Source organism: Aliiruegeria haliotis (assembly GCF_003003255.1).
GTDB classification, from domain to species: domain Bacteria; phylum Pseudomonadota; class Alphaproteobacteria; order Rhodobacterales; family Rhodobacteraceae; genus Tropicimonas; species Tropicimonas haliotis.
In genome coordinates, this window is record NZ_PVTD01000002.1 from 230,766 (window position 1) to 244,487 (window position 13,722).

Annotated in this window: 12 protein-coding genes; 4 read left to right on the forward strand and 8 right to left on the reverse strand. The window is 64.8% G+C overall.

Annotation, left to right across the window (positions count from 1 at the left end; all coding sequences use genetic code 11):
• The first annotated feature begins 86 nt into the window (after window positions 1-86).
• Window positions 87-350, forward strand: coding sequence for a DUF2061 domain-containing protein (locus CLV78_RS06480; RefSeq protein ID WP_106203975.1), 264 nt, complete (start codon window positions 87-89; stop codon window positions 348-350).
• Window positions 351-538: 188 nt separating this feature from the next.
• Here CLV78_RS06480 and metZ read toward each other — a convergent pair whose 3' ends face one another.
• Complete coding sequence (metZ, locus tag CLV78_RS06485) at window positions 539-1,717, reverse strand: O-succinylhomoserine sulfhydrylase (protein ID WP_106203976.1); 1,179 nt, start codon at window positions 1,715-1,717, stop codon at window positions 539-541.
• Window positions 1,718-2,496: 779 nt separating this feature from the next.
• On the opposite strand from metZ, the gene CLV78_RS06490 reads away from it, so the two are divergent.
• From CLV78_RS06490 to CLV78_RS06500, 3 genes are all read left to right on the forward strand, one after another.
• Window positions 2,497-3,171, forward strand: coding sequence for a DnaA/Hda family protein (locus CLV78_RS06490; RefSeq protein ID WP_106203977.1), 675 nt, complete (start codon window positions 2,497-2,499; stop codon window positions 3,169-3,171).
• Window positions 3,172-3,253: 82 nt separating this feature from the next.
• Window positions 3,254-5,428 (forward strand): RNA degradosome polyphosphate kinase, encoded by a 2,175-nt coding sequence (locus CLV78_RS06495; RefSeq protein WP_106203978.1) that lies wholly within the window; start codon window positions 3,254-3,256, stop codon window positions 5,426-5,428.
• Between the two features lie 49 nt (window positions 5,429-5,477).
• Window positions 5,478-7,052 (forward strand): Ppx/GppA family phosphatase, encoded by a 1,575-nt coding sequence (locus tag CLV78_RS06500; protein WP_106203979.1) that lies wholly within the window; start codon window positions 5,478-5,480, stop codon window positions 7,050-7,052.
• 36 nt (window positions 7,053-7,088) lie between these two features.
• Here CLV78_RS06500 and CLV78_RS06505 read toward each other — a convergent pair whose 3' ends face one another.
• From CLV78_RS06505 to CLV78_RS06535, 7 genes are all read right to left on the reverse strand, one after another.
• Window positions 7,089-7,466: a hypothetical protein gene (locus CLV78_RS06505; RefSeq protein ID WP_106203980.1), complete on the reverse strand. Its 378-nt coding sequence runs from the start codon at window positions 7,464-7,466 to the stop codon at window positions 7,089-7,091.
• A 24-nt stretch (window positions 7,467-7,490) separates the two neighbouring features.
• On the reverse strand, window positions 7,491-8,522 hold the full coding sequence (locus tag CLV78_RS06510) for an endonuclease/exonuclease/phosphatase family protein (protein WP_106204488.1): 1,032 nt from the start codon (window positions 8,520-8,522) through the stop codon (window positions 7,491-7,493).
• Window positions 8,523-8,695: 173 nt separating this feature from the next.
• Complete coding sequence (locus CLV78_RS06515; protein ID WP_106203981.1) at window positions 8,696-9,376, reverse strand: molecular chaperone DjiA; 681 nt, start codon at window positions 9,374-9,376, stop codon at window positions 8,696-8,698.
• Window positions 9,377-9,385: 9 nt separating this feature from the next.
• Window positions 9,386-9,883, reverse strand: coding sequence for a GNAT family N-acetyltransferase (locus CLV78_RS06520; protein WP_106203982.1), 498 nt, complete (start codon window positions 9,881-9,883; stop codon window positions 9,386-9,388).
• The gene (locus tag CLV78_RS06525) at window positions 9,880-10,485 is read right to left on the reverse strand and encodes a VOC family protein (protein WP_106203983.1); all 606 of its coding nucleotides are present in this window, start codon (window positions 10,483-10,485) and stop codon (window positions 9,880-9,882) included. Before CLV78_RS06525 ends, CLV78_RS06520 begins: the two co-directional genes overlap by 4 nt.
• Before the next feature lie 95 nt (window positions 10,486-10,580).
• Window positions 10,581-12,722, reverse strand: a complete 2,142-nt coding sequence (gene scpA, locus CLV78_RS06530) for a methylmalonyl-CoA mutase (RefSeq protein ID WP_106203984.1) — start codon at window positions 12,720-12,722, stop codon at window positions 10,581-10,583.
• Window positions 12,719-13,642 (reverse strand): hypothetical protein, encoded by a 924-nt coding sequence (locus CLV78_RS06535; RefSeq protein WP_106203985.1) that lies wholly within the window; start codon window positions 13,640-13,642, stop codon window positions 12,719-12,721. The genes scpA and CLV78_RS06535 overlap by 4 nt, the downstream gene beginning before the upstream one ends.
• Window positions 13,643-13,722: the final 80 nt, after the last annotated feature.

The following is a 13,722-nucleotide window of genomic DNA, read 5'->3' on the forward strand; positions in this document are numbered from 1 at the left end:
AAAAGCAAGAGTATTTCCAGAATTCCCTTTCCTCAACTCCGGCGCGATAGAGGGCTGAATGAAAACGGAAAAACCGGAGGCAGGAGATGAGCGAAACCCCAGCACGCAGTATCGCGAAAGCCGTGACATGGCAGGTCCTGGGACTGGCCGTGATGACCCTGATCAACTGGTCGGTGACGGGCTCCGTCGCGAAGGGCGGCATGATCGCGGCTCTCGGGGCGGGGTGTGGCCTGTTCACCTACGTGTTGCATGAACGCGCATGGGCGCAGGTGGATTGGGGCCGCCGCGCCAGCCACGAACGGACACACCAACAGCAGCCCCATCAGGATTGGGCCGCCGAAAACCATTGACCGATGTCCACCTCTGCCACAGCGAAAAGGCACGTCGGGCGCCAGCGAAACCGGGACCAGAATCGACGCCGAGCCCATTGACACAGCATTCGACCTGCGACGCCCAACCAGACCCGGCCCGATCCATCCGGTCGGCTGCACACTGCGCGTAATGGTACGAGGCGGCAGGGCCACTGCCGCCCATCCGCTCAGACCGCGTCGAGCGCCTGCTTCACGTCGGCAATCAGGTCGTCGGTATCCTCGATCCCAAGGCTCACCCGAACCAGGCCCGGAGTGATCCCCAGTTCCGCCTTGCGCGCGTCGCTCAGACGCTGGTGGGTGGTTGTCGCCGGATGGGTGACGATCGACTTCGCATCTCCGAGGTTGTTGGAGATCACCATGATCTTCAGCGCATTGATGAAGCGGAACGCGGCCTCTTGCCCGCCCTTGATATCGAGCGACAGGACCGTCCCCGGCTTCTCCAGCAGGTTCATTGCCAGAACATGCTGCGGGTGCTGTTCAAGGCCGGGGTAGATCACGCGTTCCAGACGCGAATCCCATTGCAGTGCTTCGGCCATGGCCTGTGCTGTCGCGGCCTGCGCCCGGGCACGAAGGTCCAGCGTTTCCAGTCCCTTGAGCATCACCCAGGCGGTAAACGGGCTCATCGAGCCGCCGGTGTGCTTCATGTAGGGCTCGACGGTTCCGCGTATGAACTCCTGCGTGCCGAGGATCACACCGCCAAGCGCGCGCCCCTGCCCGTCGATATGCTTGGTCGCCGAGTAGACCACCACATCGGCGCCCAGTTCCAGCGCGCGGGAAAAGACCGGGGTCGCAAAAACGTTGTCCACGATGACCGTCGCACCGACGCGGTGCGCCATCTTTGCCACTGCCGGCAGGTCGATGACCTCCAGCGTCGGGTTGGACATGGTCTCCAGGAAAACGGCCTTGGTGTCCTTGTTGATCGCCTTCTTCCAGGCGTCCAGATCGGTGCCGTCGACGAAGGTCACGCTGACACCATAGCGGCTCAGCACATCTTCGAGGATGTAGAGGCAGGACCCGAAAAGTGCGCGGGCCGACACAACGTGGTCGCCCGCCTTCAGCATCGCCGTCAGCGCCCCGCTCACCGCCGCCATGCCGGACGCCGTGGCAAAGGCGTCCTCGGCCCCTTCGAGCGCGGCGATCCTGTCCTCGAACATCTTGACCGTGGGGTTGCCGTAGCGGGCGTAGATGAACTCGTCCGGCCCGCTCTCCAGAAAGCGTGCCTCCGCCTGCTCGGCGCTGTCGTAGACAAAGCCCTGCGTGAGATAGATTGCCTCCGCCACCTCGCCATACTGGCTGCGGCGGATCCCGGAGTGGATGAGTTTCGTGCGTGTGTTCCAGTCGTCCATGGTGCTGTCCCGAAAATGTCCCACCGAATGCCGGCGTCGGGGCCTCGTGGCATCCCCGTGCGCGGTGGCGGGTTGTCTGGCATGGCCCGCGAGACTACCTGCGGGCGGTTCATTCAACGTGCGTTGACTACGTCACATATCCATTTGTGCAATCTGACGCATTCGGGCGTTCGAATGAAAACTGGACAGGTGTCCCATGGACACCCGCCTTGCATCGGCCGGGCAGATAGAGGAGGCACTCGTCTCCGACATTCGTCAAGCTCCCAAGCGGTCGTCACCACGTCACCAATCGCAAACGCGGGATCTGCCGAACTGCGGCGTCCGACACGATGATTGCGTCAAGGGCGCAGGCTCTGCAGATCCATGCGGGTATAGAGGCGGAGGGTATGGCGGTCAAATGGCAAGTCAGCCCGATTGGTTTTCCGGCCACCCTTGCTGCGCTGCGTGCGCAGCAAAAAACCGAACCCCACAGGAGGATCCGGTGCCCTTTCGCGCGGCGCGCTCGCCCCCCGTTTCGTCGGCCGGCCTACGCATCAATCGGCCACGAACCGGGCACCGAGTGCCCCATCCGTGTTGACTCTGGACAAGAGACCGTTTGTATCGCCGCGATCCCCTGCGGGAAATTGCCAGAGGTTTCCGGAAGTGCGCACCCAGTCTCTCCAACCTGCCCCGAGGTGCAGCAGCCCCTGGTTGCACCGCGCGTCTTGCGCGCAAGCAACCCGGACGGGAAACAGCCGCTTGCCGTACACTCAGCCCAAGATGGACATTGCGGTCGCCTGATGCCCGAGCAGTTGACCATTCCCTTGCCGGTGCGTCCCGCAACCGGGCGCGAGGATTTCTTCATCTCGCCCTCCAACGCCCTCGCCGTGGCCGAGGTCGATCGCTGGCGGGACTGGCCCGCCGGAAAGCTGGCGTTGATCGGGCCGGAAGGGGCGGGCAAGACACATCTCGCGCATGTCTGGGCAACCGAGGCCGGCGCCCGCATCCTGTCGGCAAGGGATCTCGCCGGACAGGCACCGGACCCCGGCAACGTCGTGGTCGAGGACGTGCCGGAGATTGCGGGCGACGACGCGGCGGAGCGTGCGCTCTTTCACCTCCACAACCTTGTGCTGGCAGAAGGTGGGCGCCTGCTGGTGACGGGCGCGACGCCCCCTGCCCTTTGGAAGATCGCCCTGCCCGACCTCGCCAGCCGGATGCGCGGAACCCCGAGCGCGCGGCTCGATCCGCCCGACGACATGCTGTTGCAGGCCGTACTCCTGAAGCTCTTTGCCGACCGCCAGATCGCCCCGCGCCCCACGCTGCTGCCGTGGCTGCTCAAGCGCATGGACCGCTCCTTTGCGGAAGCCGGACGGGTCGTCGCGACGCTCGACGCTGCTGCCCTCGAAACAGGCAGCGAAATCGGCCCCAGGCTAGCCGCGGAAGTCTTGGACCTGCCGCCGGAACCGGGTAGATAATTCAGACACATCCGGTGGCATCCCCGCCGCGGATGCCACCGGCCGCCCGACCGGACCGCCCGATAGCAGAAAGACACATGCGATGACCCAGGCCGACTTCCTCAAAGCCCCGTTTCCCAAGCCCGTCGAACTGCCCGCAGCCCATATCACCGGCCCCAAACGGTTCTTCAACCGGGAACTCAGCTGGCTGGCCTTCAACTGGCGGGTGCTGGAGGAGGCGACAAATCCCAAGGTCCCGCTGCTGGAACGGGTCCGGTTCGTCTCGATCTCGGCCACCAACCTCGACGAGTTCTACACCGTCCGTGTCGCCGGCCTGCGGGAACTGGCGCGAGAAGGGCACATGACACCCGCCGCCGACGGGCTCACCCCGACCGAGCAACTGGCACAGATCAACGACAACGCCCGTCGGCTGCTCATGGAGCAGCAAGGCAGCTGGAACAAGCTCAAGCGGGAGATGGAGGGCGAAGGCATCAAGTTGCTGACGCTGTCCAAGCTCAACCGCACCGACAAGGCGCACCTAGAAGGGCATTTCCTGTCCCAGGTTTTCCCCGTCCTTTCGCCGCTGGCGATCGACCCGGCGCACCCATTCCCCTTCATCCCGAATGCGGGCTTCTGCCTTGCGCTTCAACTGACCCGCACCTCCGATGGCGTGGCGCGACAGGCACTTCTGCCGATCCCGGCGCAGGTCGACCGCTTCGTCCGCCTTCCCTCCGGATCGCACGAGCACCGTTTCCTGCCGTTGGAGGACCTGCTGATCCTGCACCTCGGCTCGCTCTTCCCCGGCTACAAGCTGGATGGCCATTGCGCCTTCCGCGTGTTGCGTGACAGCGATCTTGAAGTCGAAGAGGAGGCCGAGGATCTCGTGCGCGAGTTCGAAGTGGCGCTGAAACGCCGCCGCCGCGGCGAGGTGATCCGGATGAAGATGACCGCCGGCGCGCCGGAAGCCCTGCGGGAGACGATAATGGAGGAACTCGCCGTCACCGAGGACGAGGTGGTGGAGGTGAAGGGGCTGTTGGGTCTTACCGATCTCAAGGAGCTGGTGCTCGACAACCGTCCCGACCTTCTGTGGCCGACATTCACGCCGCGCGTGCCGGAGCGGGTTCAGGATTTCGACGGCGACATGTTCGAGGCGATCAAGCAGAAGGACATGCTGCTTCACCACCCCTACGAGACCTTCGACATGGTTGTCCGCTTTCTTGCGCAAGCCGCCCGCGACCCCAACGTTCTCGCCATCAAGCAGACCCTTTACCGGACTTCGAAGAACTCGCCCATTGTCGACGCGCTCTGCGAGGCGGCGGAGGACGGCAAGTCCGTTACCGCGCTGGTGGAACTCAAGGCCCGCTTCGACGAGGCCGCCAACATTCGCCAGTCCCGAAAGCTGGAGCGTGCGGGCGCACATGTGGTCTACGGTTTCACCAACTACAAGACCCACGCCAAGATCAGCACCGTGGTCCGGCGCGAGGGCGACCGGCTGGTGACCTATACTCACTACGGGACAGGCAACTACCACCCGATCACGGCGAAGATCTACACCGACCTGAGCTTCTTTACCTGCGACGACGCGCTGGGACGCGATGCGACCAAGGTTTTCAACTACCTCTCTGGCTATGCAAAGCCGGCGGTGCTGGAGAACTTGTCGATCTCGCCGCATTCGCTGAAGCCCAAGCTGGTCGAGATGATCGGCAAGGAAGCGGAACTGGCACGCTCCGGCAAGTCGACGGAGATCTGGGCAAAGATGAACTCACTCATCGAGGCCGAGGTGATCGACGCGCTCTACGCGGCCAGCAACGCGGGCGTGAAGATAAACCTCGTGATCCGCGGCATCTGCGGGCTCAGGCCCGGCATCAAGGGCCTGTCGGAAAACATCCGGGTGAAATCCATCGTCGGACGCTTCCTCGAGCATTCGCGCATCGTCTGCTTCGGCAACGGCGCAGGCCTCCCCAACAAGCGCTGCAAGGTCTTTATCTCCTCCGCCGACTGGATGGGCCGAAACCTCAACCGCCGGGTCGAGACCCTGGTCGACATCCGGAACCCCACCGTCAAGGCGCAGATCGTCAGCCAGATCATGGCGGCCAACATGGCCGACGAGGCGCAAAGCTGGGTGCTGAAGCCCGACGGCACATTCGAGCGACAGCCTCCGGGCAAGGACGGAAGCGGTTTCAACTGCCACCGGTTCTTCATGGAATACCCGTCGCTTTCGGGGCGTGGCTCGGCGGGCGCGGCGGATGTGCCGGAGTTGACGCACTCGAAGGATTGACCTTTCGTTGCGCAACGGCGCAAGTAAAGGTGCGACAACGGAGGCTGCGATGCACGACGGGACACCCGATTCATCAGGTGATTGGGGGCCGTTCGGCCGTCCTATCTTCAACGATCCTGCCGCCCGTGCGCTGTCCCGTGTGGGAGTGATCGACGTCGGGTCGAACTCTGTCAGGATGGTCATTTTCGACGGCGCCGCCCGCAGCCCTGCTTACTTCTACAACGAAAAGGTCATGGCCGGGCTCGGTGCTGGCATGGACAGGACCGGACGGCTGAACCCGAAGGGCCGGCAGAGGGCACTTGACGCGATCCGCCGGTTCACAGCGGTCGCCGCGGCGCTGAATGTCCCGCCGCTGACGGCGGTGGCCACGGCGGCGGTACGCGTCGCCGAAGACGGCGAAGAGTTTCGCCAGCAGGTCGAGGCGGAGACCGGGCAGGTCGTTCACGTGATCGATGGCGAGGAAGAAGCCAGGCTCTCCGCGCAGGGCGTTCTGCTCGGCTGGCCCACCGGTGAGGGGCTGGTCTGTGACATTGGTGGTTCCTCGATGGAACTGGCTCGGATCGAGGGCGGGCTGGTGCGGGAACGCGCCACCAGCGCCCTCGGGCCACTGCGGTTGATGACCATGAAGGGGGGCAAGAAATCCCGGACCCGGGAGATCAAGTCCACCATCGCCGAACTCGACGACCGCATTGAGCGCCACGACCGGCTCTACCTCGTCGGCGGCTCATGGCGCGCCATCGCGCGGCTCGACATGGTGCGCAAGGACTATCCGCTTTCGGTCCTGCACGACTACCGCATGACGCCGAAGTCCATCCGCGCAACACTCGACTGGATCGATGGTCAGGACCTGGAGCAATTGCGCCAGCGCGCCAGCCTGTCCTCTGCCCGGATATCGCTGGTGCCGATTGCCGGGGAGGTCTTGCGGCGGCTGATGAGCACCTTCCGTGTGAGCGAGATCATCACCTCGGGCTACGGCATTCGGGAGGGGTTACTCTATGAGCAGATGCCCCACCGGATCCGCAGCCGCGACCCGCTGCTGGAGGCCGCGAGCCATTCCGAACACACCTCTGCCCGGCTGCCGGGCTACGGACGCACCCTGCATGGGTTCATCCAACCGCTCTTTCGTGGCTCCCGCACGGATCCGCGCTGGATCAAGGCGGCCTGCCTGCTGCACGACGTCAGCTGGCGCGCGCATCCCGACTACCGGGCCGAGATCTGCTTCGACAATGCCACCCGCGGCAACCTTGGCGGCATCGACCATCCGGGCCGGATCTTCCTCGGTCTCGCGCTGGCACACCGCTATCGGAATGCCCGTCCCGGCGGCCGTTTCGACGCGCTCCTGACCCTGCTGAACGAAAAGCAGATCCGCGAAGCGGAGGTGCTCGGCAAGGCGATGCGGTTCGGCGCAATGCTGACAGTCGTGGACGCCACCCGCATGGGCGAATTACGTTACCGGCCGAAAAAGCGGATTCTTGAACTCCACCTGCCTCAGGAATCGGAGGCACTGTTTGGAGAGGTCGCGGCTGCACGCTTCGTCACACTGGCCCGCGCCCTGGAAGTCGAAACTGAGGTCAAGATCCAGAAAAAGGCGGCGAGGAAGCCGCCTGCGAAAGCCAGCGGATAGCCCGGCGTCAAGTCACCGGCCGGGACGGCGTGCCGATCAGATATCCACTTCCCCGCCCTCTGCCTCGTCCTGCGGCCCATTCTCCAACGGGATCTTGCGGCGCAGGATGATATCGCCATTGGGCAGCTTCTCGGGCGGGTGATACTGGTTCAGGTCGCCGATCAGGGATTCGAATTCCTCAAGCATCGGCAGCAGGTCCTCCGCGAAGGCACGCAGCTTTGGCTCCATCTCGATCGCCAGGTCCTTCATCATTGGCTCGATCTCATCGGATAGCCCGCGCAGCAGCAGCTTCGCACCCTCCTCGATCAGGCTGAACCCTTCCTCGACACCGCCGTCCCCATCCTCCTGTGCGATGGAGCAGACGGGCGCCGTGGCAAGCGCGATCACGAAGGCGGCAGTGGCAAAGTGTTTCATGCCGCCACTATAGTCCGCGGAAGGTCACAGGTCGATGTCGAGCGTCACCGGGAAATGGTCGGACGCGACAAGCAACGCCTCACGCAGTTCCGGCGTGCGGTAGACCCCCGCGTCATCGAAGGGATGCCAGATCCGCCAGATCGGGTTGCGCTGAAGCAGGTCGGGGGAGAGCATCACGTAGTCTAGCAATGCGGACGTGTAGCGGCGCGTCGCCTCGTCGTAGAACCGCGCCGTCGCATGCCGCGCCGTGGTCGGCCCGGTCAGCGCCGGGCGCGCATGGGGATCGAAGAGCCGCTCCGTCGACGGCCGCGTCTTGCCCAGAACGATCTCCAGCCCGGAACGGCCGAAAAGCGCCTCGTATTCGTCAAGCCCCGGCCCGTCATTGAAATCCCCCAGAACAATCAGCGGATCGCCATCGGCAAGATGCATGTCGATCCGTTGCCGGAGCCAGATGCACTGGGCCAGTTGCTTGCGCCGGTTTGCGATCGATCGCTGCATGACCTCGGCCGGGCTGGCCGCGCCATGCGGGGCCTTGGATTTCACATGAACACCGATCATCCGAAAGGCAAAACCGCTCGCGGCCTGGATCGCCAGCTCCAGCGGCGGCTTGGAAAACTGCACCACGTCGGGCTGGTTGTCGACATCGAGGTCGATCCGGAACGACCCATCGAAACGGGGGCCATCCTCGCTCCCCTTCTTGCCGACGAAATCGCCCATGGGGGCGTGGGTCGCCGCCAAGGCGTCGGGATCGTGCAGCAGCGCGATTTCCTGTTCGGTGTGGTTCCCGAAGCCGATCACCGCGCGGCGCTGGCGTAAACCGAACAGCGCCGCGAATGCCTCTAGCGCGCGCACGGTGCTGCGGCGCCGACTCTGGTCGGGCGCCTCGACGATCAGGATCGCATCCGCGTCGATGGCCGTGAAGACAATCCCCAGCGCTTCGAGTTGCTGGGCCCGGGTGATGTTGTAGCGCGCGGACCATGCATCATCTGCCAGCGGTTGCCCGTCGTTGTCGAACAGGGCGTTCATCCACTCCACATTGTAGGTCGCGATCCGCATGGCCGTCATATTTTCCTTGCTTCGCAACGGGTTGAGGTGGCCCTCATCCTCGCTCATCCATCTATGCGGCGTCATTGGCGGCGGTCAACTGGCAAGGCCCGACGCGTGGCCTGCAGGATGAAAGCGGTGTTGGCGATCTGCGAAGTCCACCCGCGCGCTCCGAGCGTGCCCCGTCAGGCCGCCTTGGCGGAGATTTCCTCCCAGGCCCGGTTGAGCGCGATCAGGCGCTGTTCGGCCATCCGGATCGCTTCTTCGGGCACGCCGCGTGCGATCATCACGTCGGGGTGACTTGCCCGCACCGCCTTGTGCCAGGCCTTGCGGATCTCTGTGACCGGCATCTCAGGTGTCACACCGAGAACCTCGTAGGGATCCGGCGCCGCATCGGGCACGGAGCGAGCACGCAGGCTGCGGAACTCGCGGTCGTCGATACCGAAGATCCGCGCCACCTCCGTCAGCACCGCGTCCTCGCGTTCGTGGTAATCTCCATCCGCCATCGCGATATGGAACAGCCCCTCCATCAGGTCGCTCAGAACCTCCGGACGGCCTTCGAACAGAGAGGCAATGCGGCGGGCGTAGACGTCGAAACCTGCAACGTCCTGCCGGGCCATGTTGAAGACACGCGCAGCGTTCTCTTCTTCATCGGGGGGGATGATGAAAACCTCGCGAAAGGCGCGAACCTCGTCACGTGTGACGGCTCCATCCGCCTTGGCCAGCTTCGCGCCAAGCGCGATCACCGCGATGGCAAAGGCCACGGAACGTTCGGGCGGGGTGCGCAGGCGGTCGAAAACCTCCGACAGCGACTCCCCGGAGGCCAACGCCGAAAGCGCGGCGGAAATGCGGGTCCAGATCGACATGAACGCACCCTAGCCCGTTGATAACACGTCCGACAGGATTTTTTGCATGAGCACGAGATCGTGCCAACGGCCGAATTTCCAGCCGACTTCCGGCAGGCGGGCGACCTCGCGAAAGCCAAGCGCCGTGTGAAAATCGATCCCGGCGCGGTTTTCGCCGCTGACGCCGGCAAAGACGGAATGAACGCCCTGCGCGGACGCTTCCGCCAGCATCACGTCCATCAGGCACCGGCCGGCCCCTTGCCCACGCGCAGACGGCAGGAGGCCGATTGTGTGCTCCCGCGTGCGGGCGTATCCGGGACCGCTCCGGAATGGAAACAGGGTGGCATAGCCGACGATGCCGCAGGAAGCCTCCGCGACCCAGAACGGCTGGCCGTCCTGCATCGCCTGCACCGTGCCGGCGACGCTCTTTTCCTCGGTGGTGAACGTGATCACCGTGTCCCGGATGATCGGGTTCGCGATGGCCACGATCCCCCCGGCATCCCCGACCTGCGCCCGGCGGATTTTCACGGCAGACGCCGTGTCCCGGAGGGTGTCGCAATTTCCGCCCGCAGGCCTGGTGCACCGTTTTCGAATACGATCCTCGGATCGGACAGCGCGAGGATCTCCGCCAACTGCGCCGCCTCCGGATGGGAGACGATCAGCCGATGCAGCCGACAGCCGCTTTCGGGCAGGTTGGGCGCCGGGTGCGCACTCTCCCAGGAGATCAGGGCCGGGTGCAGGGTGTCGAATGGCAACCGCCCGTCGTCCGGCACCGCCATCTGCCAGCGATAGGGCCCGCGTTCGAGCGCCACCGGCGCGCCGGCGCCCGTGCCGAGCCGGTCCAGTTCTGCCGACAGCGAGGGACAATTCATGATCCAGTTGGTGAGGCGAGGCGCCCCGGAGAAGTGATCGAGGTCGAACCAGCGCGGGCGCCCGAGCGGAGGGGCCTCCGGGTCGATGGCAATCACTTCGAGGTATTCTGTCCCGCCCAGCGACAGCAGCCGGTTGTGGGTGCCGAAATACGGATGATGTCCGACCGGACCCAAAGGGACGCCAAGGGCGGCATCGACCGCGGCCGTTCCGTCCGCCAGCGCCTCGCACGACACCGCAAGATGATCGAATGCCAGCATGGGCACCTCCCCGAACCGAAAAAGGGCAGGCCTGCGCCCGCCCTTTCTCTTGGACCAACTCCCCCGGCCAATGGCAAGGGGCGACGCGCTGCCGATCAGGCAGCGCTGTCCTTCTTGTTGCCGATGATGTCCATGATCTCCTGCGCGGCGGCCGGGATGTTCGTGCCCGGACCGAAGATCGCGCTGACGCCGGAATTGTAGAGATACTCGTAGTCCTGGTGCGGGATGACACCGCCACAGATCACGATGATATCCTCGGCTCCCTGTGCCTTCAGCGCCTCGACGAGGCGCGGGGCCAGCGTCTTGTGACCCGCGGCCAGGGAGGAAATCCCGATGATATGCACGTCATTGTCGATGGCATCCTGCGCGGCCTCCTCCGGCGTCTGGAAGAGCGGCCCGACATCGACGTCGAAACCGATGTCGGCGAAGGCGGTGGCAATCACCTTGGCGCCGCGGTCATGGCCGTCCTGGCCCATCTTGACCACGAGCATCCGCGGGCGGCGGCCTTCCTTCTCGGCAAAGCTCTCGACCGATTTTTGGATGGCGGCGAAATCGTCGTCACCCTCGTAGGCTGCGCCATACACGCCGGCCAGTGTCTTCACCTCGGCCCGATGGCGGCCGAACACCTTTTCCATCGCCATGCTGATCTCTCCAACAGAGGCCCGCGCACGGGCGGCTTCGACGGCGGCCTCCAGCAGGTTGCCGCCTTCGGTTGCGCGACGGGTGACTTCTTCGAGGGCTGCCTGGCAGGCAGCCTCGTCCCGTTCGGCGCGCATTTTTTCAAGCCGGGCGATCTGGCTCTCCCGCACCGCGACGTTGTCGACATCGAGAATGTCGATCTCCGCTTCTTCGGCCAGCTTGTACTTGTTGGTCCCGACGATCACTTCCTCGCCACGGTCGATCATCGCCTGCCGCTTGGCCGCCGATTCCTCGATCCGCATTTTCGGCATGCCGGAGTTCACGGCGGCGGTCATGCCGCCCATCTCCTCGACCTCCTCCATCAGCGCCCAGGCCTTCTCGACCAGCTCGTTGGTCAGGCTTTCGATGTAGTAGGAGCCGGCGAGCGGGTCGACGACACGGGTCACCTGCGTTTCTTCCTGCAGGATGATCTGCGTGTTGCGCGCGATACGTGCGGAGAAGTCCGTCGGCAGGGCGATCGCCTCGTCCAGCGCGTTGGTGTGCAGCGACTGCGTGCCGCCCAGCGCCGCCGACATCGCCTCGTAGGCGGTGCGGATGACGTTATTGTAGGGATCCTGCTCCTGAAGCGACACGCCGGACGTCTGGCAGTGGGTCCGGAGCATCTTCGACCGCGGGTTCTTCGCGCCGAACTCGTCCATGACACGAGCCCAAAGGGTCCGGGCGGCCCGCAACTTGGCGATTTCCATGAAGAAGTTCATGCCGATGCAGAAGAAGAACGACAACCGGCCGGCGAACTTGTCGACCTCCATGCCCGCCTTGATCGCGGTGCGGACATATTCGCGGCCGTCGGCCAGCGTATAGGCCAGTTCCTGCACGAGGTTCGCGCCGGCTTCCTGCATGTGGTAACCCGAGATCGAGATCGAGTTGAACTTCGGCATCTCGTTGGCGGTGTACTCGATGATATCACCGATGATCCGGATCGAGGGTTCAGGCGGATAAATATAGGTGTTGCGGACCATGAACTCCTTGAGGATGTCGTTCTGGATGGTCCCGGCGAGAACCGCCTTGTCGTGGCCCTGCTCCTCACCCACGACGATGAAGTTGGCGAGCACGGGGATCACCGCGCCGTTCATGGTCATGGAGACGGAAACCTTGTCGAGCGGGATGCCGTCAAACAGGATCTTCATGTCCTCGACGCTGTCGATGGCCACGCCGGCCTTGCCGACATCGCCTTCCACGCGGGGGTGGTCACTGTCGTAGCCGCGGTGCGTGGCGAGGTCGAAGGCCACGGAAACGCCCTGCTGCCCGGCGGCAAGCGCCTTGCGGTAGAAGGCGTTCGATTCCTCGGCGGTGGAGAACCCGGCATACTGGCGGATCGTCCATGGGCGCCCGGCATACATCGTCGCCTTCACGCCGCGGGTGAAGGGTTCGAAGCCCGGGAGCGTGTCGAGGTCGAGCTCGGCGGTATCCTCCGCCGTGTAGAGAGGCTTGACCTTGATGCCTTCCAGAGTCTCCCAGGTGAGTGCGTCGAGCGGCTTGCCGCGTAACTCCTTGGTGGCCAGTTCGGCCCAGTCCTGTGTGGTTTTCTTCGTGGTCATCGGGGTGAGATCCTCCAGTTAGAGTCACTGCGGATAGGTTGGGGGGTATCCGCATGTTCGATGAGGGTTGCGAGCCCACCTGCGCCACCGCGCAGCCAGGCAAGATCTTCGGAGTATTGAGCAAGCAGCGCAGTGCGCTGCAGCTCGTCGAATGGATACCAGCGGCCGGAGCCGTCGGCGCGCACCGGCGCCTCCTGACCGCGGTCGCGCAGCAGTGCGCGCATGCGGTCGGCCGTGGGGCTGCGCCGATGCCATCCCCTTGCCTCTGCCATACGGGACACCTGTCCCGGAAGAAAGGTGATGCCGCTCAGGGCGGCGAACTGGCGCTCCGGCAAAGCGCAGAACGCCTCCTGCGCCGCAAGGAAAAGGCGCGCTCGCGGAAATACATGGGCCACCTCTGCGATCAGGTGCCGCCAGCGCAGGGGCTGGGTGACAAGCCGGTCAAGAGCGGCCGCGTCGGGGAAACGATAGCCCTCCGCCAACCGCGAGGCCAGCAGCGAGGTCCAGAACCGGTCATAGGACCGGATGGAGATAAGGATTCGGTCGCAACGGTCGGCAAAGGCATGTTGGAATTGAAGCAGACGCTCGCCGGCCCAGGGGTAGAGCCTCCCGCTGCGCAGGCAGGTGCCCGGCGTGCCGATCATGTAGGGCTCACTCACGATCAGGCGTGCCCTGCCCTGTTTTTCCAGCCGGTCCTGCCGCAGGCGCAATAGACCCACGGAGCGGCGGCCGGTCCTTTCGTCCTTCAGGCTGACCGCCTCCGGGCGGCGCACGAGGCCGGAGATCATGCCCGCGCGCAGCTCGGGCGAGACCCAGGCGGCGATTCGGTTCGCGTGCAGATCCCGACGGTTGGCCAGCAGGAACCGCTGCAACGTGGCGACGCCGGTGCGGTGGGCCCCCAGGTGGAGGGTGACATGCATGTGCAAGCGGGCTCCCGAACGGGGCCGACGCCGTCCGTGCCGGCCCGGGTGAAGATCCCCAGGGCATAGCGCCGGCCTGC